The sequence below is a fragment of the Amycolatopsis australiensis genome, assembly GCF_900119165.1.
In the GTDB taxonomy this organism is placed as follows: Bacteria; Actinomycetota; Actinomycetes; order Mycobacteriales; family Pseudonocardiaceae; genus Amycolatopsis; species Amycolatopsis australiensis.
Map to the genome: position 1 here is coordinate 2,760,701 of NZ_FPJG01000006.1, position 18,885 is coordinate 2,779,585.

Consider the following 18,885-nt stretch of genomic DNA (forward strand, 5'->3'; position numbering starts at 1 on the left):
GCGGTGCCCGTGTGGCCTTTTTACCGAAAGCTCTTGATCGGCGCCATCGGCGCTCGTTAGCTTACCGATCGGTAGCGATTTCCGGCCGGTGTGTTCCCTGGAAGCCTGCCGCCGTTTCCGTATCACTGTTGATACAACGGAAGGACCATCGTGAGTCACCCAAGAGGCAAGAAGAAGACGGTCGCGGCCGCCGCGGCCGCGGGCGCGGCGGGGCTCGCCGCCACCGCACTGCTCGTCGGTGCGCAGACCAGCGCCGCCGACCCGATTTCGCTGACCCTGAACTACCACTGCACGTTCCCGCTGGTGGGTTCGCAGTCGCTGAAGGTGGTGATCAACACCGACCTGCCCACGACCGTGAACACCGGTCAGCCGACCGGCGCGTTCGACATCAAGGCCGTGTCCACGATCAACGCCGACACCGTCAGCGGCCTGAGCCTGATCGGTGCCACGACGCTCGAAGGCTCCGCCACGGCGAGCGCGACGGTCGCCGCGCCGAGCCTCAACCTGCCGGTCAGCGTGCCGATCACGCTGGACAAGACGAACATCCCGGCCTCGGGCGAGATGAACATCAACGCGTCGGGCAAGACGCCGTCGCTGACGTTCACCCAGCCCGGGCAGGCGAAGATCACCGTCGGCGACCTGAACCTCAAGGTCACCCCGCGCAAGGCCGACGGCTCGGTCACCGGCATCACCCCGGACGGCACGATCGACGCGCCGTGCACGCAGGACAGCGGGCAGAACAACACGCTCGCCACGATCACCATCAACGGCGGCACGACGCCCCCGCCCACCAGCACGACCCCGCCGGTCACCACGCCACCGGTGACCACCCCGCCGGTGACCACGCCGCCCACGACGACCCCGCCCGGCGGCGGCCTGAAGTACTCGTTCGGCATCAGCGGCCAGACCGCGCTGAAGTCGCTCGGCAGCACCGCGCCGATCACCGGCTCGTTCGACGCCGACGTCGACCTGTCGGCCAAGACGTTCACCGGGAACCTGCAGCTGAACCCGACGCACACCGACTTCAAGCTGTTCGGTTTCCTGCAGGGCAGCTCGGACGTCAAGGTCGTGCAGCACGGCCCGCAGACCGGCGAGCTGGTGGGCACCGGGTTCAAGGCGCACATCAAGTTCGACACGTTCCTCACCACGGTCAACCTGTTCGGCATCCCGATCAGCACCGACCCGAAGTGCGGCACGGTCAGCCCGTCGACCAGCGAGATGACCACCGGCCCCGACTTCGACCTGCTCAAGGGCGGCAAGCTGTCGGGCACCTACTCGCTGTCGGCGCTGCAGAACTGCGGCTCGTTCAACGACATCATCAGCGCGTTCGCCAAGAGTGACGGCAACTCGCTGAACCTCGTGCTCACCAAGAAGTGACCCGATCTGCCGGCCCCCGTCGCGTCGCGGCGGGGGCCGGTGCCATGCCCCGGAAAGGAGTGCCCGTGCGGAAACACCGGTCGTCGCTCGCGGCGGGCCTCGCCTGCCTCCTCGCGTTCGCCGCCGCCCCGCCCGCTTCGGCGGCGCCGACGCCGGTCGACAAGCGGCTGAGCTTCACCTGCCCGTTCCCGCTGATCGGCCTGCAGCGGCTGGACGTCGAGGTCAAGGCGTCGTTCGACGTGCCGTCCGCGCCCGGCGGCACGTTCACGACGGCGGACCTGGCGGTTTCGGTGACCGTGCCGGACAAGGCGGCGCGCGGTCTCGCCCTCGTCGGCGCGGCGAGCCTCGAAGGGACGGCGTCCGCAGGGGTGACGCTGGCCAACGGGCCGCTGACGCTGCCGCTGAGCCTGCCCATGACCGTCGCCAAGACGGCGTTGCCGCCGTCGGGACCGTTCACCACGCGGGCGTCCGGCTCGGTCCCGCCGGTCCGGCTGCCGAACGCGGGCGTCACGACCCTCACGATCGGCGGCTTCAGCACCCGGCTCACGCCGAAGAAGGCCGACGGCTCGTTCACCGGGCTCGGCTCGTTCACCTCGGACTGCACGCTCGACCCGGGCCAGGACCCGGTTCTGCTGTCCTTCGACCTCGGGGGCACGCACACCTACGGCGTCACGGGATCGACGGCGCTCAAGGCGCTCGGGGCTTCGGCGCCGCTGACGGGGTCGTTCACGGCCGGCCAGGAATTCGGCCTGGCGCTCGACCGGACGCGCGCGGAGTTCAAGGTGCTGGGGTTCGTGCCCGGCACGGCGGACCTGCAGTTCACCCCGGACGGCCCGCAGACCGGCGAAGCGGACGGCGACGGTTTCGTCGCGCACGCGAACCTCGCGCTGGCCCTGCCCCAGGTGACGCTCTTCGGGCTGCCGGTCGCGGACGCGGGCTGCCGGGCGAGCGCCCCGATCCCGGTGGACCTGCGCACCGGCAGCGGCTTCCGGCTCGCCGCGGGCGGCCCGGTCGCCGGGGAGTACACGATCCCGCCGCTGACCGGGTGCGGCGCGTTCACCGCGTCCTTGAGCTCACTGGTCCAGGGAGGAGGCAACACGTTCGCGTTGACGCTCACCGCGCGCTGACCCGAGTTCGTCCCGATCCGGCACGTCCCGGATTCCGGCCCGATCACGACCCGAACCGTTACCGCCGCCGTGTCACACCGGAGTGCTATAAAGCGCTACCCCTCGTGGGACCGGTTTCGCGGCCGTAGGCGGCCGCGGCCGGTGCCGCTAGGGTGATCGTCTGGATGTGCTGGCTCGAGGGCAGCCGAACGGGAGACGCCGGTGACCGCCGCGCACGACTCTTCGTGGGATCCCGGCACCCGCCTGCGCGTGCTGCTGGTGGAGGACGACGACGGCGACGCGTTGCTGGTCGAGGAGATGCTGGCCGACACGTCCGTGCCGTTCACGCTCGAACGGGTCGAAACGCTCGCCCAGGCGCTGGCCGGGCCGCTCACCGCCGACTGCGTCGTGCTCGACCTGCAGCTGCCCGACGCCATGGGGCTGAGCGGCCTGACGAAGCTCGCCCAGCACGCGCCCGGCGTCGCGGTGGTCGTGCTGACCGGGCAGCACGACCAAGCCACCGGGGTCGCCGCGGTCGCCGCCGGCGCGCAGGACTACCTCGTCAAGGACCAGGTCGACGGGCCGCTGCTGGTCAAGGCGCTGCGCTTCGCCCGTGAGCGCAAGCGCGCCGAGCAGGTCGAGCAGCAGTTCCTGCAGCAGCAGCTGCTCGCGCGGGAGAACGCGCGGCTCGAACGCGGCCTGCTGCCCGTGCCGCTGCTGCGCGACCCGCACCTGCGGCTGGCCTCGCGCTACCGCCCCGGCCGCAACGGTTCCCTGCTCGGCGGCGACTTCTACGACGCGATCGAGCTCGGCGACGGCACCGTGCAGATGATGATCGGCGACGTCTGCGGCCACGGCCCGGACGAGGCCGCGCTCGGCGTCGCGCTGCGGATCGCGTGGCGCTCGCTCGTGATGGCCGGCCTGCCGATGCCCGACGTGCTGAGCATGGTCGAGCGGGTGCTGGTGCACGAGCGGATCGAGCCGCTGTTCGCCACCGTCTGCATGGTGGTCGTCGCGCCGGACCGCCGGTCCCTGCGGCTGTCGCTGGCCGGGCACCTGCCGCCGCTGCTGCTCACCCCCGGCGACGGGCACCTGCTGTCCGGCGAACGCCTCGGTGTCCCGCTCGGCATCGTCGACGGCGCGAAGTGGGAGTCCCTCGAAGTACCGCTGGACCCGGGCTGGTCGCTGCTGCTGTACACCGACGGCGTGTTCGAGGGCCGGGTCGGCGCCGGCGCCGAGCGGCTCGGCCACGAGCGGATGGCCGAGCTGGTCCTCGACGTCCGGCACCGCACCGGCCTCGGCGGCACGGACCTGCTCGACGAGCTGATCGCCCGCGCCGAACGGCTCAACTCCGGCCCGCTCGACGACGACGTCGCCCTCGCCCTGCTCAGCCACGACCCCGGGAGCGCCCTCGATGAGCGCTGAAGCACGCGGCTGGCCGATCCGCCGCTGGCTCACCCTGTTCGCCGTCGCCGAAGCCGTGCTGCTGCTCGCCGCGCTCGCCGGCGGCGCGATCGCGCTGACCAACCTCACCGATGCCCGCAACCGGCTGCTCGACGTCATCGGGCCGGAGCGGACGGCCGCCGCCCAGCTGTCCACCGCCCTGCTGAACCAGGAGACCGGCGTCCGCGGCTACCAGCTCGGCCGCCAGCCGGCGTTCCTCGCGCCCTACACCGACGGCCGCCGGGCCCAGGGTGACGCGGTCACGCAGCTGCGGCAGCTCGGCGCCGTGCCGGGCACCCAGGCCGGCGACGACCTGGAGGCCGTCCTGCACGCGGCCACCGCCTGGCAGGCCGTGGCCGCGCCCAGTGTCGAACCCGGCGCGGGACCGGTCACCGCGGCGGACATCGAGCGCGGCCAGACCCTGTTCGAGGCGGTGCGCCGGGCACTGGCCACCCAGTCCGGCCACCTGGACGCGGTCCGGGACGCCGGCCGCGCCGACCTCGACTCCGCGGCGAGCTTCCTCACCGCGATGCTCGTGGCCGTCGCCGTGCTGGTCGTGCTGCTGTTCGTGGTGCTGTTCCTCGGCCTCCGGCAGGTCATCACGCGGCCGATCCTGCGGCTGGCCGGCGCGGTCCGCCAGGTCGCCGACGCCGACGTCCACCGGCCGGTGCGCGGCAGCGGGCCGCGCGAGATCGCCCAGCTCGGCGCCGACGTCGAGGCCATGCGGCAGCGCATCCTCGCCGAGGTGGCCGAGCTCGAGCGGGCGCACGCGCTGCTGGACCGCCGGACCCGCGAGCTGGAGCGGTCGAACGCCGACCTCGAGCAGTTCGCCTACGTCGCTTCGCACGACCTGCAGGAGCCGCTGCGGAAGGTGGCGAGCTTCTGCCAGCTGCTCCAGCGGCGCTACCAGGGCCTGCTCGACGAGCGCGGCGAGCAGTACATCGAGTACGCCGTCGACGGCGCCAAGCGGATGCAGGTCCTGATCAACGACCTGCTGGCGTTCTCGCGGGTCGGCCGGAAGCCGGGCGAGCACGTCGTCGTCGACGCGGGGAAGCTGGTCGACGACGCGCTGGCGAACCTGGAGGTCGCGCTCTCGCTCAGCGGCGGTAAGGTCGACCGCGGCGAGCTGCCCGCGGTGCGCGTCGAGCCGGCGCTGCTGACCGCGGTGTTCCAGAACCTGATCGGCAACGCGCTGAAGTTCCGGGGCGAGACCCCGCCGCAGGTGCGGATCACCGCCGAGCGCGACGGCGGCGACTGGGTGTTCGCCGTGCGGGACAACGGGATCGGCATCGACCCGGAGTACGCCGAGCGCATCTTCGCGCTGTTCCAGCGGCTGCACACCCGCAACGCCTACCCGGGCACCGGCATCGGGCTGGCCCTGTGCCGCCGGATCGTCGAGTACCACGGCGGCCGGATCTGGCTCGACACCGAGTCCGACGGCACCACGTTCCGCTTCACGCTGCCGGCCACCGAAGAGCAGGGGAACGAATGACCCAGGCGCCCGCCCCGATCGACATCCTGCTCGTCGAGGACGACCCCGGCGATGTGCTGATGACCCGGGAAGCCTTCGAGCACCACAAGATCCGCAACGCACTGCACGTCGCGAGCGACGGCGTCGAGGCGCTGGAGTTCCTCACCCGGCAAGGGCGGTTCCGGGCGGCGCCGCGGCCCGGGCTGATCCTGCTCGACCTCAACCTGCCCCGCAAGGACGGCCGCGAGGTGCTCGGCGAGATCAAGCGGGACCCGCAGCTGCGCACGATCCCCGTGGTCGTGCTGACGACGTCGGAAGCGGAAGAGGACATCGTGCGCAGCTACCAGCTGCACGCCAACGCCTACGTCACGAAGCCGGTCGACTTCGAGAAGTTCGTCGAGGTGGTCCGGAAGATCGACGACTTCTGGGTCACGGTCGTCAAGCTGCCGCCCCGGTAGCCCTTTGCCGGGGAGTGCGGCACGATAAGGGGCCGTGACCTCTTCATCGCGGGATCTTCCCGCTGTCGAGCTGGCGGTCACGCTCGACCGGCGCGGCACGGCCGCCGTGCTGCGCGTGGCGGGGGAGATCGACCTGGTAAGCGCGCCGGAGTTCGGGGAAGTCGTCGACGCCGTGCTGGCCGGCGGGCCGGAGACGCTGGTGGTCGACCTGCGCGCGGTGACGTTCTTCTGCTCGGCGGGCCTGCAGGTGCTGGCGGCCGCGCACCGCAGGCTGCCCGAGCGCGGCCTGCGGGTGGTGAGCGACTCGCCGGTGACGTCGGGACCGCTGCGGACCACCGGGCTGGACGCGTGGATCGGCATCCACGCGACGGTCGACGAAGCGCTGAACCGGTGACGCCGCCGATGCCCGAGCCCCCGGACCCGTTCCGCTGCCACGGCGTTCCGGCCGTGCCGGAAGCCCTGCGGCGGCTGCGGCACGAGCTGACTGCGTGGGTCCGGTCGGCGGGCGTCGAGGAGGGCCGGGCCCAGGACATCGTGCTGGCGAGCTACGAAGCCTTGGCGAACGTCGCCGACCACGCCTACGACGGCGCGGGCTCGGGCGTGGTGGACCTCGAAGCGGCGGTGCACCCGGACCGGCTGGAGGTGGTGATCACCGACCACGGCCAGTGGCGGCCGCCGGTGGTGGACCCGCGCCCGGTCACGCTGCGGGGGCGGGGCTTGCTGCTGCTGCGCGCGAGTGCCGACCGGGCGGACATCGCGTCCGGCGAGTCGGGCACCGTGGTGACGCTGGCCTGGGACCTGGCGCCGGTGGGCCCGTCGTGAGTGAGAAACAGGGTCGGAACCCTGTTTCTCACTCACGACCGGTCCCTAGCCGTTGACCACCGCCCCCGTCTTCGGGTCGAGCGTGACCTTCTTCGCCGCCGGCCACCAGAAGGAGAACATGCCGTTCAGCGACCCCGCCCGGGTGTCGAACGACGCGTCGCCGATCCGGCCGGTGAACCAGTTGTCCTCGATGAACTTCAGCACCGACGTCTGGTCGGTCAGGGTGTGGTCGACGTGGTTCACCCGGCTGAACGGCGAAACCACCAGCAGCGGCAGCCGTGGGCCGTAGCCGCAGCGGTCCGCGTACGAGCCCACGGTCGCCGGCTTGGCCGTGCACACCGCCTGGTCCTGCGCGGCGTCGTGGGAGCCGTTGACGATCGGCGACTTCTGGTGGTCGTACCAGCCGTCCGAGTCGTCGTAGGCCAGGACGATCGCCGTCGACTTCCACTCCGGCGACTGCTGGATCTTGTTGATCTCGCCGACCACGAACTGCTGCTCGTCCAGCGGGTCCGAGTAGCCGGCGTGGCCGTCCTGGTACTCCGGGGCCTTCAGGAAGCTCACCGCGGGCATCGAGCCGGCCTGCAGGGCGTCGTTGAAGTCCGAGATGTCGTACTGGTGGTTGGCCCGGTCGGTCTGGCCGATGGCCTGCACCGACGACGGCGCCAGGTGCTTCGGGTTCGCCGTCGACGGGTAGTACTGGAACGGCTCGTGGTGCGGGCTGTAGTCGACGACCGCGTTGCCGCCGACGTTCGTGTGCTTCTGGCCGCAGACCGCGTAGCCGTTGGCTTCCCCGGTCGGGCGGAAGCCGCCCTGGAACCAGCCCCAGGTGACGTGCCGCTGGTTGAGCAGGTCACCGATGTTGCGGCCCTGCATAGTGGCCAGGTTGTCCTTGCTCGTGTGGTTCTTGTCCGAGCAGTCGTCCCACGCCGGGTCCGGGTCGTTGATGACGGTGCCGACGCCGTTCGCGTCCGGCGACTGCACGACGTACGCGTCGCTGACCGGCTTGTGCGTCACCGGGTCGACCGCCTGGCCGCCGTGCGTCTGGCCCGAGATCAGGTTCAGCGCACCCGGCGTGGACGGGCCGAAGACGGTGTTGAACGAGTTGTCGTTCAGCGCGTAGTGCTGCGCGTAGTTCCACATGCCGGTGACGGTGTTGCCGTCGTAGTAGTCCATCACCAGGCCGGGCTCGCCGAACAGCACCGGCTGGCCGGTGCACTTGTCCGTCTCGGTCTTCTCGACGAACTTGTCCATCTTGCCGCCGTCGAAGGCGGCCTGCTCGGCACCGTAGTTGTGGTTCTGGTCGCAGGTCATCGCCTGCTCGTGGGTCAGCCGCTTCGGGTTGTAGGCGTTCGGGTTGTCGGTCAGGAGCTTCTTGTCGAGCCCGTTGACCTTCGGGGTGCCGTGCGCGGCGGTGAACGGCGTGCCGTCGGTGTTGGCCGCGTCCGGGTAGGTGCCGAAGTAGTGGTCGAACGAGATGTTCTCGCCGAAGATGACCACGACGTGCTTGATCGGCGTGGCCGTCGGCAGCCAGTGGGCGGGGAACAGGTTCAGCGGCTGGGCGTCCGCGGTGGTCGCCGCGGAGCCGGTGACGACGGCCAGCGTGGCCACCGAGGCCAGGGCCCCGGCGCCGAGCAGGCCGCGCCGCCGCCGGCGGGTTCTCTTGTCCACAGTGGATTTCCTTTCGTGGTGGGATCGCGCCTCAGGCGAGCAAGGTGCGGCCGAAGTGGTCCTCCGGCCCGGTGACGCCCGGCAGCGCGAAGAAGTAGCCGCCGCCGAACGGGGAGATGTAGTCGGTCAGGGGTTCGCCGGCCAGCCGCGTCTGGACCGCCTCGAACTGGCGTTCCAGGTCCCGCTGGTAGCAGACGAAGATCAGGCCCATGTCGAGGTTGCCGTTGCTGTCGATGCCGCGGTCGTAGTTGACCGCGCGGCGCAGGAGCCGGCTGCCGCCGGTCTCGGGCGTGCGCGGGTTGGCCCGGCGGATGTGGCTGGTCAGCGGAATCACGGTGCCGATCGGGTCGTCGGCGTACCGGGGCACGTCGGTCTCCGCGGTGCCGTCGAGCGGCGCGCCGGTGTCGCGGCGGCGGCCGAACATGTTCTCCTGCTCGGCCAGCGACACGCGGTCCCAGAACTCGACGAGCATCCGGATCAGCCGGATCACCTGGTAGCTGCCGCCGGCGGTCCACGCGGGCTCGCCGGCGCCGTTCGTCCACACGAGACTGTCCAGTTCGGACTCGGCGGGGTTCGAGATGCCGTCCTTGAAGCCCATCAGGTTCCGCGGCGTGCCCTCCGGACGCGGCGGCGAGCTGAATCCGTTGAGCTTCCAGCGCAGCTGCATGCCACCGCGGGTCGCGCGGGCGATGTCGCGCAGGGCGTGCAGCACGGTGTCGGTGGAGTTGGCGGACAGCAGCAGGCTGAGGTCGCCGTGGCACTGCGCGGGATCGAGGGCGTCGTCGGGGAAGGTGGTCATCGGCTTCAGCTTGGCCGGCTTGAGTTTCGCGAGGCCGAAGCGGTCGTCGAACAGCGACGCGCCGACGCCGAGGACCACCCCGAGGTCACCACCGGGAACGACGGGCCCGAGCACCCCGGAGTCGGCGGGCGGAGCACTGATCCCGAGCGCGGCGGGCGCCCCGCCCCCGGTGAGGAACCGGGCCCGGTCGGTGACGGCCCGGAACAGGTCGGTGAGCTCGGCCTTGGACTCGGCGACGACATCGAACGAGGCGACGACGGTCTGGGTGGGCGGCTTCCGCAGGACGGCGGCCTGGTTCCGGCCGTGGAAGGGAACGGGCGAGGTGCTGTCGACGACGCCGGAGGAAGCCCCGAGCCCGGCCCCGGCGGCGACGGTGAGGCCGGCGCCCACGGCGGCCCGGCGGAGGAAGGAACGGCGCGGCAGGCCGGGCTGCTCGCTCACGAGACCCTCCTCGGCTCGGCGATCGCGGCGATCGGGGCCAGCAGTTCCGTCAGCTCGCTCACCTCGGCGTTCAGCTTCTCCCTCTCCTTCGCCGCCAGCTGCGCCAGCGGCGTCCAGCTGCCGTCCGGACGGTGCGCCGCGTCCAAAGTGGCCTGGGTACGGGTCAGCCAGATATCCACTTTGGACAGGTCCGGGTACCGCGGGGCCAGCAGCGGGCGCAGCACGTCGAGCACCGCGCGGGTGCCGTCCAGGTTGGCGCGGGCCGTCGCCAGGTTGGTGCCGCTGCCGTAGTCCGTGCGGCCGGTCAGCTCGAACTGCAGCGTGTTCTCCATGATCTCGTGCGCGCGCAGGCCGAGGTCGTTGCCGTCGACCTGGCTGTTGCCGAACGACGCCTGCAGCGCGCGGGCGTCCGCGTCCAGCTTGTCGGCCGTCGCGGTCAGTGCGCCCAGGTCCTCGCCGTGCCAAAGGCCCTGCTCCAGGCGGTGGAAACCGGTGAAGCCCGGGTCGGACGGGCCGCCGGGGAGGCCGTCGGCCGTGCCGTTGAGCGCGCCGTCCGAGTCGCCGAACGCGTTGTACGCCGCGCCGAGGCGTTCGTACGTCAGGTGCGCCGTCAGCCAAGCGGCCTCGCTTGCCGCGCGGTCGCCGCCGTGGACCGCGTTCTTCAGCGCGCCCGTGTCCGTCACCAGCTCGCCGAGCCCCGTCGTGACGTGCTGCTGGTACGCCTTGAGCGGCCCGAGCAGGTCGTTGTGCGTCACCGGCGCGACGCCCGGGCCCGTCCGCTCGGCGCCGCCGGTGATCCGCACCGCCGGTCCGACGATCGCGCCGGCGTCCTCGGGCAGGCACCGGAACGCGTAGCTGCCGTTGCCGAGGTTGACCTGCAGCGGCCGGGTGGTCGCCGCGCCGAGGCCCTCGACCTCGCCGTAGATCACGCCGGTCGCCGGGTCGATCAGGTCGACCTCCGCGGTCACCGAACCGGTGTTGTGCAGCCGGAACGTCTGCGGCCCCGGCTTCGGGTCCGTCCAGCCGGTGCCGCACGCCGAGCGCGACACCGCGATCTCGGGGTCGCCGGCCGACGCGCTGTCCGGCCAGAACGCCACGACGGCTCCCGCCGCGGCGGCCGCGACCACGGCCGCCACGATCCAGCGGGTACGCACTGACGCCGGCACGCACTCACTCCCGTCACTCGATCGGACCATCACCGGTCACGGATTATGCGAGCCTAACGCCCGGAAAACCGCATCGGATGGCGTCGGAAGGAGGGAATTCACCGGGACTTCAGCCGGACGAACACGAAAGAGGGAGAAATCAGACGTTTGCCTGTGCCAGATCTGTCGCTTTGGTCCGGTTGGTCACGCTCGCGGCAGCGGGGAACCGGTTTCCAGGAGCGTCTTCAGGCTGGACAGCAGGGCGGGCCAGCCCTGGCTGCACATCTCCCGCGCGGTGCTGCCGGGCTCGAACCCCGCGTGCAGCACCGTCAGCTTCACCGATTCGCCGTGCGGTTCGAGGGTGAACGTGACTTTCGACCGGCTTTCCCGTTGCAGTTTCGCGAGCGTTTGGCGGTCGATTCCGTTTCCGTCCGCCCATTCCTCGGTGAACGTGTGCCAGGTGTAGGAGAGCCGGCGGTACGGGTCCGATTCGAGGACGACCTGTCCGGGGTCGCTCGTCGTCGCGCCGTTTTCCGTCCACGTCATCGGCGACCCCTTCGACCAGTCGGTTTCGAAGGCGACGCCCCAGTACTGGCGCGTGAAAGCCGGGTCGGTAAGCGCTTGCCAGAGCTTTTCCGGTGTCGTGTTGATATACGTCGTGTAGGCGAATTCGTGCATGGGTGCGGACTCCAGTGCTCGTTTCAGATCGGCCAGCGCGCCGGCCCGCCGGCGGTCGTAGCGGGTCATCCAGCGCTCGGCGATCGCGTTGATGGGCGCGGCGTCGAGGTAGTGCAGCTTTTCCCGGCCGCGCCAGGTCGTCGTGACCAGGCCGGCCGCCTCGAGCACGGCCAGGTGCTTGCTCACCGACTGGCGCGCCATGTCCATCCCCGCGCACAGCTCGCGCAGGGTCTGGCCGTTGCGCTCGTTCAGCTCGTCCAGCAGGCGGCGCCGGCCGGGGTCGGCCAGCGCCTTGAACACCTCGTTCATCGCGCCTTCCCGTTACATGCAGCCGATTGGCTGCCTTTTCACGATAGGCAGCCGTACGGCTGCATGTCAACCGGGACTCAGCGGAAGCGGATCGTGGTGATGCCCGCGAGCACGAAGAACACCAGGACGACCAGCGTTCCGGTCTGGCCGCCGGAAGAGCGCGTGACGACCTGGTCGACCGTGCCGGTGAGCCGCACGCCGCACTCGGCGACGACCGTGTGCCGCCCGGCCTCGATCCGGGCGAACTCGATCGGCGCGGTGAAGGCGCCCGAAGGGTCGGTGTAGGCGGAGCCGACCTCGGCGCCGTCGGCGGTCAGCGTCACCATCCGGCCCGGTTCGCAGCCCTTGCCGGACGCCGACAGCTCGTCGCCGGGTTTGACGCTCGGCCGGTCGAGCACCAGTTCACCCGGCTTCGGCGCGGTGCTGGTGGCGGTGGGTGTGGCCGGAGCGGTGGACGACGGCGGCGCGCTCGTAGTCGGCGGCGCCGTGGTCGTCGTGCCCGGGGTCGTCGTGGTGGTGGCGGGCTTGGTCGGCCGGGTGGTCACCGGCGGCGGTGTGGTCGTGGCCGGCGGGGGCGGGGTGGTGGTGGGTGTCGCGGTGACCGTGAAGCGGCTGCCCGCGGTGAGCGGCTCGCCGGTCCGGGCGTTGGTGCACGTGCCGGTGACCGGGTACGTGCCGGGCTGGGCGCCGGCGGGCACGGTGGCCGCGACCGTGCCGCTGGTGTTCTGCAGCGTGGTGTCGGCCGACCACATCGGCGTGCCGTTCCAGGAAAAGGTGACCGGGCCCTTGCAGGGGTAGAAATTCCAGGAAATGGTGAAGGAACTGCCCGCCGGTCCGCTCGACGGTTTCAAACCAACCGAAGACGTGTATTGTGCGTTGGCGTTACCCGCGAACGCGAGAAGCAGTACCGTTCCGGTCACGGCGCCGAAAAACAGCCGAACCACGAATCGCATTGGGACGTCCCTCCCCGGTGTGTGCTCGCTGTAGCATTCCGGACCAGTCGGATCACGCAAGTAGGGGATGCCCAATGGGACGTGTCATCGCGGCGGGGGTTGCGTTGGGTTTGTGCGGCGTGTTGCTCGCTGCGCCGCCCGCTTGGGCCGATTCGGGCGCGCTCGGGGTGCAGGCGTCGATCGACGGGCAGCCGGTCGCGGACGCCACCGTCCCGGTCGATCCGGCCCGGCAGGTCGAGCTGCGGGTGGTGGCGACCAACCCGGGCACCGCGCCGGTGAAGGTCCGCAGCGTGCGGTTCTCCGGCGTCGCGCTCGCCCTCACGTTCTTCGCCTACGACACGACGGCACCCTTCGAAGTGCCGGCCAAGGGCTCGATCACCCGGACGTTCGTGCTCGACCTCGGCGATCTGGCCGGACAGGCGACGGGACTGCTGCCGTCGTCGGTCGAGCTGCTGGACGCCCGGCGCGCGACGCTCGGCGAGGCGGCGACGGTGGCCGACGTCCGCGGGTCCTTCTGGTCGGTCTACGGCGTCTTCGGCCTGGCGATGCTCGTGCTCACGGTCCTGGCCTGGCTGAGTGTGCTGCTGGCGCTGGCCCGCCACCGGCTGGCGCGCAACCGGTGGCGCCGTGGCCTGCGGTTCCTGCCCGCCGGGTTCGGCACCGGCCTGGTCGCGGTGATCACGCTGTCGGTGCTGCGGCTGGTGCCGCCGGAGCCGGCGGTCGAGATCCCGGTGGTGCTGGGGGCCGCGGCGATCGCGTTCCTCCTCGGCTACCTGACCCCGAACCCGGTGATCACCGACAGTGACAAGACGGTCCGGCTGACGGCCCCGCCGACGCGGGAATTCACCCGATGAGCGCACCGGCGGAGCTCGTCGCCGCCCTGCCGCAGTACGAGATCGGGGCCGAAATCGGCGAGGGCGGCATGGGTGTCGTGTTCGCGGGGGTGCACCGGACGCTGGGGCGCAGCGTCGCGATCAAGCAGCTGCCCTGGGACGTGCTGAACCACGCGGCGAGCAGCGAGCTGTTCGACCGCGAGGCGCGCGTGCTGGCGAGCCTGGATCACCCGCACATCGTGCCGGTGTACGACTACGTCCGGACGGGCCGCGAGCACCTGCTGGTGATGGAGCGGCTGGACGGCGGCACCGTGCACAGCCGGTTCCACGGCGGCGGGGTCAGCGGGGAGCAGGCGTGCGCGATCGGCCTGGCGATGCTGGCCGGCTTGCACGCGGCGCACCGGGCGGGCGTGCTGCACCTCGACGTCAAGCCGCGGAATCTGTTGTTCAGCACGCAGGGCGTGGTGAAGGTGGCGGACTTCGGGATCGCCCGGGTGATCAGCGAGGGCGCCACGCTGGTCACGCACGGTGGCGAAATCCTGGGCACCCCGGCGTACATCGCGCCCGAACAGGCGATGGGCAACGCCCTGAGCCCGGCGGCGGACGTGTACGCGGCGGGAACGGTGCTGTACGAGCTGCTGTCGGGCCGCCTGCCGTTCGACAACACCCGCGGCGCGATCAGCATGATGCGCCAGCACATGTTCACCGACCCGCAGCCGATTTCGGGGGTGGCACCGCCGATCGCGGCGGTGGTGATGCGCAGCTTGGCCCGGGAGCTGGAGTCGCGGTACCGGGAGGCCGAGTCGTTCGCGGCGGACCTGGCCACGGCGGCGACGGCGGTTTACGGGCCGGGGTGGCTCGAGCGGGCCGGGGTGCCGGTGTTGCATCTGACGCCCCGGGTGATTGCCGGGTTGAACGCTTCGCCGGTGGATGTCCGGAGCAGGCCGGGCGGGAGGGCGGCGGGCCCGAACGCAACCCTGGCTGCGACGACTGGCCGGCCGGACGGCTCCGCAGGTGGCGGCCCGGCCGGTTTCGGCCCGGAGGGTGGCCCGCCTGGCGTCGGGATGGGTGGCTCTGCCACCGCTGGACCAGGTGGCCCGGCGGCTGCGGGCGGCGGCTTTGCCGGGTCCGCAGCGGGTGGCGATCCAGCCGGACCTGCGCCTTACCCAGCCCTGCCCGGATCCGGGCAGGGCAAAGCCGCGGGTGGTTCCAGCGCGTCCGTTCTCTGGCTGCGGCTCGCCGCCGCTGGGGCCGCCGTCGTGCTGGTCGTTCTCGCCCTGCTCAACCCCGCGCGGCTGCCGCATGAGGCGTCCCCGACCCTGCGGCTCGGTGGGCTTCCCTTGTCCGCCCCTGTCGAGGTCGATCTCAGCAAGCCGCTCACCTTCACCGGTGCCGGGAATCCCGGACGGGTTGCCCTGGCCCTCTCCGCTGCCGGGATTCCGCTCGGCTCCGCCGAGGCCGACGCCAAACCCGACGGCAACGGCTTCACCGCGCAGCTCACCCTGCCCGCCATCGCTCGGTGGATCGTGGGTGGCGCTGTCACCGCGACCGTCCGGACCGGGCCCGTCACGCAGACCTTCACGCTCCTGACCAGCCAGAACCCGCTCGCCAGCGCGATGGGCGCGGGCAGTCTCATCCTCGCGTTGTTCGCGCTCGCCTACCTCGAGTCGGGGCTGCGGACCATCCGCAACGGCCACCGCTGGCGGGGCGCGTCGGCCGGTGCGCCGCTGCTCGGTCTGCTGTTCGGTGCCGCTGTCTGGCTGTGCTTGTCGGTTCTGCGCGTGCACGAACCGTCGCCGGGGTTCGGAGCCGGCTGCGCTGTGGCCGGCGCCGTCGCGGCCGGGCTCGTCGTCGCGGCGTCGCGGCGGCGGGCGTCCACTGTGGTCAGTCGACCATCCGGACGGTGACGGTCGGGCTGTAGCTCTTGCGCCGGCTCCACCCGTGCTCGGCGCAGAGGCTCAGCTGGATCGCGCGGTCGGCCGGCGCCCAGTAACCGGTGCGGACGAAGTAGCCCTCCATCGTGTTCAGCGCGAGGAGGCTCTTGCGGGCCGAGCACATTTCCCAGCCCCACTGGCGCCCGGTCTTCTCGACCCCGTTGCGGCGCACGGAGATCCGCGGGTTGCCGACCGCGCGGATGTCGGCGTCACCCTCCGTGACGTAGACGACGCCGTCGATCTTGTAGAACCGGTTGTTGTCGAGCAGGGAAACCTGTCCGGAGAGGGCGACTCCGACCCGGCCGCCTTCGTCGCCGGTGAGTGTCCAATCGAGACAGAATTCCTGGACCGGGAGTTCCAGCGACTGGGTCATGACGAGTTCCCCTGTTCTAGCGGTGCGTCCCCTTCAGAAGATAGGGATTTTCCGGGCGGCCGGAAGAGGTGCGGACGATCTTCACCCGAAGCGGTTCCCGGACGGAAATGCCTTGCTGTGCATGGGTTCTCAGGCGACCGGGTGACTTCGGGCACGGGTGGTGACATCGGCGGTGCCCTCCGGGTGGTGTTCGCCGCACCGTCGGGGCTTCGCGCGTCACGGTCACACTCCGTGAATTGAAAGTAAAGGAACCATTACCTTCGCCGAGACGTTGGGCGGGCATGAGCGAGCCCGCCGTCCTCGAACTCGGGCCCCGCGACATGGTGCTGGTGGCCCGGCGCGGGCAAGACGACCATGCTCCGCCACGCGGCCACGGGGCTCCCGGTGCCGGACTCCGCCCAGGTCCGTGCGCGGCTGGCGGCGGTGGTCCCGTCGGTGCCGTACCGGTGGTACCGGCCGGTGGTGCACGCGTGGCACCGGCTGCGGGTGGCCGGCCGGGCGCTGGCCGCGGACGGGCCCATCGTGGTCCACGAGCCGTCGACGCGGGCTTCGACCCGGGCGCTGCTGGCTGTGGTGGGCGCGCCGAGCGGGCGCCCGGTGCGGCTGCTGTTCCTCGATGCGACGCCGGCGGAGGCGCTGGCGGGGCAACGCAGCCGCGGCCGGTTGGTGCGGCCGCGGTCGTTCGCGCGGCACGTCCGGCGGGCGGGGCGGTGGCGGGAGGAACTGCTCGACGGGCGGGTGCCGGTGGGGTGGCGGAGTGTGCGGGTGATCGACCGGGCGGCCGCCGGGAGATGCGGGTGGTGGCCGGCGAGGTGGCGGGCCGGGTCGGTTGACGGTGCTGGTCGGCCGACCGGTGCGGGCGGGCGGTTTCGGCCGGGGACGTGCGGGTGGTGGCCGGTGAGGTGGTGGGCCGGTTGGATTGACGGTGCTGGTCGGCGGGCGAGCGCGGGCGGTGGCTTCGACCAGGTGGCGGCCGGTGGGGTAGCGAGCCGGGTTGGTTGACGGTGCTGGTCGGCCGCCGCGGGCTCTGGCTGGGTGCGGGTGTGGCGGCCTGGGGCGAGCGCGGCGGTGGCTTCGACCGGCGGGGATGCCGGTTCGGTTGCCCGATCTCGAGGGGCGGTCGCGGACTGCGGCGCAAGCGGGGAGCGCCCGAGGCGGCCGGCTGGACGGATCCGCCCCGCCGAGCGAGGTGGGCCGTCCGGGCTCCATCCGCACTTTGGTCTGGACATTTTACATATTGGTCTAGACAATACCGGGTATCTCCCCGACTGGAGGACCCGATGAGGCGTTCCCGACTCCCCGCCATCCTCGCCGCCCTGGTGCTGGCCTTCTCCGGTCTTCTCGCCGGGCAGGCCGCCGCCGCCAACCTTCTCGCCAATCCCGGCTTCGAAACCGGCTCGCTCTCCGGGTGGACCTGCTCGAACGCCGCCGCCGTCGCCACTCCCGTGCACTCCGGTGGCTACGCCCTCGCCGGTACGCCCGTCGGTTCCGACTACGCCCAGTGCTCGCAGACCGTGTCCGTTCAGCCGAACACCACCTACACCGTCTCCGCCTGGGTGCGCGGGAACCCCGTCTACCTCGGCGTCACCGGTGGCCCCTCCACCTGGTCCGGCAACTCCGGTGCCTACAACCAGCTCAGCCTCACCTTCACCACCGGCACCCAGACCTCCGCCCAGCTCTACCTCCACGGCTGGTACGGCGCCGGCACCTACTACGCCGACGACGTCGTCCTCGACGGGCCGGGTGGCAGCACTCCCGGCACGCCCGGTGCGCCCGGCACGCCGCAGGTCGGCGGTGTCACGGCGAACTCCATCGCCCTGAGCTGGGGTGCGAGCGCCGGGACCGTCACCGGGTACCGCGTCTACGAAGGCGCCACCGCGGTCGCGACCGTCACCGGGACGACTGCCACCGTCAGCGGGCTCGCCGCCTGCACCACCCACAGCTACGCCGTCGCCGCCTACAACAGTGCCGGGGAGTCGCCGCGCAGCGCCGTCGCCACCGCGACCACCGCCGGCTGCGTCGACACCGGCCTGCCCAAGCACGCGCTCATCGGCTACCTGCACGCCAGCTTCGCCAACGGCTCCGGCTACGTCCGGATGGCCGACGTCCCCGCCGCCTGGGACATCATCGACCTCGCCTTCGGCGAACCCACCTCCGTCACCTCCGGCGACATCCGCTTCACCCGGTGCCCGGTCACCGAATGCCCGAACGTCGAAAGCGACGCCGACTTCGTCGCCGCCATCAAGGCCAAGCAGGCGCAGGGCAAGAAGGTCCTCATCTCCATCGGCGGCCAGAACGGCCAGGTCCAGCTGACCACGACCGCCGCGCGCGACAAGTTCGTCAGCTCCGTCTCCGCGATCATCGACAAGTACGGCCTCGACGGCCTCGACGTCGACTTCGAGGGTCACTCGCTGTCGCTGAACCCCGGCGACACCGACTTCCGCAACCCGACCACGCCGGTGATCGTCAACCTGATCTCCGCGCTGAAGTCGCTCAAGGCCCGCTACGGCTCCGGGTTCGTGCTCACCATGGCGCCGGAGACGTTCTTCGTGCAGGTCGGCTACCAGTTCTACGGCGGCTCGGGCGCCGGCGACGCGCGGACCGGCGCGTACCTGCCGGTGATCCACGCGCTGCGGGACGCGCTGACCGTCCTGCACGTCCAGGACTACAACTCCGGCCCGGTCACCGGCCTCGACAACCAGTACCACACCATGGGCGGCGCCGACTTCCACATCGCCATGACCGACATGCTCAAGGCCGGCTTCACCGTCGCGAACACCGGCCAGTTCTTCCCGGGCCTGCGACCGGAGCAGATCGCCATCGGCCTGCCCGCCGCGGTCAGCGCGGGCAACGGCTACACGTCGCCGTCCGACGTCCAGGCCGCGGTGAACTGCCTGGTCGAGGGCAGCGGCTGCGGGAGCTACACCCTGCGCGGCGGCACGTCTCCGTCGCTGCGCGGGCTGATGACGTGGTCGATCAACTGGGACAAGTACTACGGCTGGGAGTTCCAGAACAGCCACGAGCCGTTCCTGAACTCGCTGCCGTGACCGCTGCGGTGTGCCCCGCCGCGAACCG

Annotated in this window: 18 protein-coding genes; 12 read left to right on the top strand and 6 right to left on the bottom strand. The window is 71.5% G+C overall.

Annotated features, from left to right (window positions below; all coding sequences use genetic code 11):
- Window positions 1-150: 150 nt before the first annotated feature.
- The 7 genes from BT341_RS14670 (at window position 151) to BT341_RS14700 (ending at window position 6,677) form a co-directional block, all read left to right on the top strand.
- A complete protein-coding gene (locus BT341_RS14670; RefSeq protein ID WP_072476836.1) occupies window positions 151-1,377 on the top strand; it encodes a DUF6801 domain-containing protein in 1,227 nt (408 codons plus the stop codon).
- 65 nt (window positions 1,378-1,442) lie between these two features.
- Entirely contained in the window at window positions 1,443-2,504 is a 1,062-nt protein-coding gene (locus BT341_RS14675; protein ID WP_072476837.1) for a DUF6801 domain-containing protein, read from the top strand.
- A 201-nt stretch (window positions 2,505-2,705) separates the two neighbouring features.
- On the top strand, window positions 2,706-3,908 hold the full coding sequence (locus tag BT341_RS14680) for a PP2C family protein-serine/threonine phosphatase (RefSeq protein ID WP_072476838.1): 1,203 nt from the start codon (window positions 2,706-2,708) through the stop codon (window positions 3,906-3,908).
- Window positions 3,898-5,418, top strand: coding sequence for a sensor histidine kinase (locus BT341_RS14685; protein ID WP_072476839.1), 1,521 nt, complete (start codon window positions 3,898-3,900; stop codon window positions 5,416-5,418). The genes BT341_RS14680 and BT341_RS14685 overlap by 11 nt, the downstream gene beginning before the upstream one ends.
- Window positions 5,415-5,855, top strand: coding sequence for a response regulator (locus BT341_RS14690; protein ID WP_072476840.1), 441 nt, complete (start codon window positions 5,415-5,417; stop codon window positions 5,853-5,855). The genes BT341_RS14685 and BT341_RS14690 overlap by 4 nt, the downstream gene beginning before the upstream one ends.
- Window positions 5,856-5,889: 34 nt before the next feature.
- The gene (locus BT341_RS14695) at window positions 5,890-6,249 is read left to right on the top strand and encodes an STAS domain-containing protein (protein ID WP_072476841.1); all 360 of its coding nucleotides are present in this window, start codon (window positions 5,890-5,892) and stop codon (window positions 6,247-6,249) included.
- A gap of 8 nt (window positions 6,250-6,257) precedes the next feature.
- Window positions 6,258-6,677 (top strand): ATP-binding protein, encoded by a 420-nt coding sequence (locus tag BT341_RS14700; RefSeq protein WP_072481948.1) that lies wholly within the window; start codon window positions 6,258-6,260, stop codon window positions 6,675-6,677.
- A 45-nt stretch (window positions 6,678-6,722) separates the two neighbouring features.
- Here BT341_RS14700 and BT341_RS14705 read toward each other — a convergent pair whose 3' ends face one another.
- The 5 genes from BT341_RS14705 to BT341_RS14725 all read right to left on the bottom strand — a co-directional run bounded on the left by BT341_RS14705 (window position 6,723) and on the right by BT341_RS14725 (window position 12,115).
- Window positions 6,723-8,345, bottom strand: coding sequence for a phospholipase C (locus BT341_RS14705; RefSeq protein ID WP_072476842.1), 1,623 nt, complete (start codon window positions 8,343-8,345; stop codon window positions 6,723-6,725).
- A 31-nt stretch (window positions 8,346-8,376) separates the two neighbouring features.
- Window positions 8,377-9,585 carry a Dyp-type peroxidase gene (locus tag BT341_RS14710; protein WP_072476843.1) on the bottom strand — a complete coding sequence of 403 codons (1,209 nt, stop codon included), beginning with the start codon at window positions 9,583-9,585 and terminating at the stop codon, window positions 8,377-8,379.
- Window positions 9,582-10,739 carry an imelysin family protein gene (locus BT341_RS14715; RefSeq protein ID WP_072476844.1) on the bottom strand — a complete coding sequence of 386 codons (1,158 nt, stop codon included), beginning with the start codon at window positions 10,737-10,739 and terminating at the stop codon, window positions 9,582-9,584. Before BT341_RS14715 ends, BT341_RS14710 begins: the two co-directional genes overlap by 4 nt.
- A gap of 195 nt (window positions 10,740-10,934) precedes the next feature.
- Complete coding sequence (locus tag BT341_RS14720; protein ID WP_072476845.1) at window positions 10,935-11,717, bottom strand: ArsR/SmtB family transcription factor; 783 nt, start codon at window positions 11,715-11,717, stop codon at window positions 10,935-10,937.
- Between the two features lie 77 nt (window positions 11,718-11,794).
- Window positions 11,795-12,115: a hypothetical protein gene (locus tag BT341_RS14725; RefSeq protein WP_245804977.1), complete on the bottom strand. Its 321-nt coding sequence runs from the start codon at window positions 12,113-12,115 to the stop codon at window positions 11,795-11,797.
- Window positions 12,116-12,149: 34 nt separating this feature from the next.
- Here BT341_RS14725 and BT341_RS45875 point away from each other — a divergent pair, with 34 nt between their 5' ends.
- The 3 genes from BT341_RS45875 (at window position 12,150) to BT341_RS44265 (ending at window position 15,410) form a co-directional block, all read left to right on the top strand.
- On the top strand, window positions 12,150-12,515 hold the full coding sequence (locus BT341_RS45875) for a hypothetical protein (protein WP_245804978.1): 366 nt from the start codon (window positions 12,150-12,152) through the stop codon (window positions 12,513-12,515).
- A 229-nt stretch (window positions 12,516-12,744) separates the two neighbouring features.
- Window positions 12,745-13,524, top strand: a complete 780-nt coding sequence (locus BT341_RS14735; protein ID WP_143168551.1) for a hypothetical protein — start codon at window positions 12,745-12,747, stop codon at window positions 13,522-13,524.
- Entirely contained in the window at window positions 13,521-15,410 is a 1,890-nt protein-coding gene (locus BT341_RS44265; protein WP_072476848.1) for a serine/threonine-protein kinase, read from the top strand. The genes BT341_RS14735 and BT341_RS44265 overlap by 4 nt, the downstream gene beginning before the upstream one ends.
- Here the strand turns inward: BT341_RS44265 and BT341_RS14745 are convergent.
- Window positions 15,388-15,810, bottom strand: a complete 423-nt coding sequence (locus BT341_RS14745; RefSeq protein ID WP_072476849.1) for a hypothetical protein — start codon at window positions 15,808-15,810, stop codon at window positions 15,388-15,390. The genes BT341_RS44265 and BT341_RS14745 overlap by 23 nt on opposite strands.
- A gap of 354 nt (window positions 15,811-16,164) precedes the next feature.
- On the opposite strand from BT341_RS14745, the gene BT341_RS47625 reads away from it, so the two are divergent.
- The gene (locus BT341_RS47625; RefSeq protein WP_072476850.1) at window positions 16,165-16,812 is read left to right on the top strand and encodes a hypothetical protein; all 648 of its coding nucleotides are present in this window, start codon (window positions 16,165-16,167) and stop codon (window positions 16,810-16,812) included.
- Between the two features lie 278 nt (window positions 16,813-17,090).
- Complete coding sequence (locus tag BT341_RS14755) at window positions 17,091-18,857, top strand: chitinase (RefSeq protein ID WP_072476851.1); 1,767 nt, start codon at window positions 17,091-17,093, stop codon at window positions 18,855-18,857.
- Window positions 18,858-18,885 lie beyond the last annotated feature (28 nt).

Bases quoted from the DNA above. Each gene is read 5' to 3' on its own strand.
- BT341_RS14745 (WP_072476849.1), bottom strand. From the start codon at position 15,810: ATGACCCAGTCGCTGGAACTCCCGGTCCAGGAATTCTGTCTCGATTGG.
- BT341_RS47625 (WP_072476850.1), top strand. From the start codon at position 16,165: ATGCTCCGCCACGCGGCCACGGGGCTCCCGGTGCCGGACTCCGCCCAG.
- BT341_RS14690 (WP_072476840.1), top strand. From the start codon at position 5,415: ATGACCCAGGCGCCCGCCCCGATCGACATCCTGCTCGTCGAGGACGAC.
- BT341_RS14755 (WP_072476851.1), top strand. From the start codon at position 17,091: ATGAGGCGTTCCCGACTCCCCGCCATCCTCGCCGCCCTGGTGCTGGCC.
- BT341_RS14700 (WP_072481948.1), top strand. From the start codon at position 6,258: ATGCCCGAGCCCCCGGACCCGTTCCGCTGCCACGGCGTTCCGGCCGTG.
- BT341_RS14685 (WP_072476839.1), top strand. From the start codon at position 3,898: ATGAGCGCTGAAGCACGCGGCTGGCCGATCCGCCGCTGGCTCACCCTG.
- BT341_RS44265 (WP_072476848.1), top strand. From the start codon at position 13,521: ATGAGCGCACCGGCGGAGCTCGTCGCCGCCCTGCCGCAGTACGAGATC.
- BT341_RS14735 (WP_143168551.1), top strand. From the start codon at position 12,745: ATGGGACGTGTCATCGCGGCGGGGGTTGCGTTGGGTTTGTGCGGCGTG.
- BT341_RS14720 (WP_072476845.1), bottom strand. From the start codon at position 11,717: ATGAACGAGGTGTTCAAGGCGCTGGCCGACCCCGGCCGGCGCCGCCTG.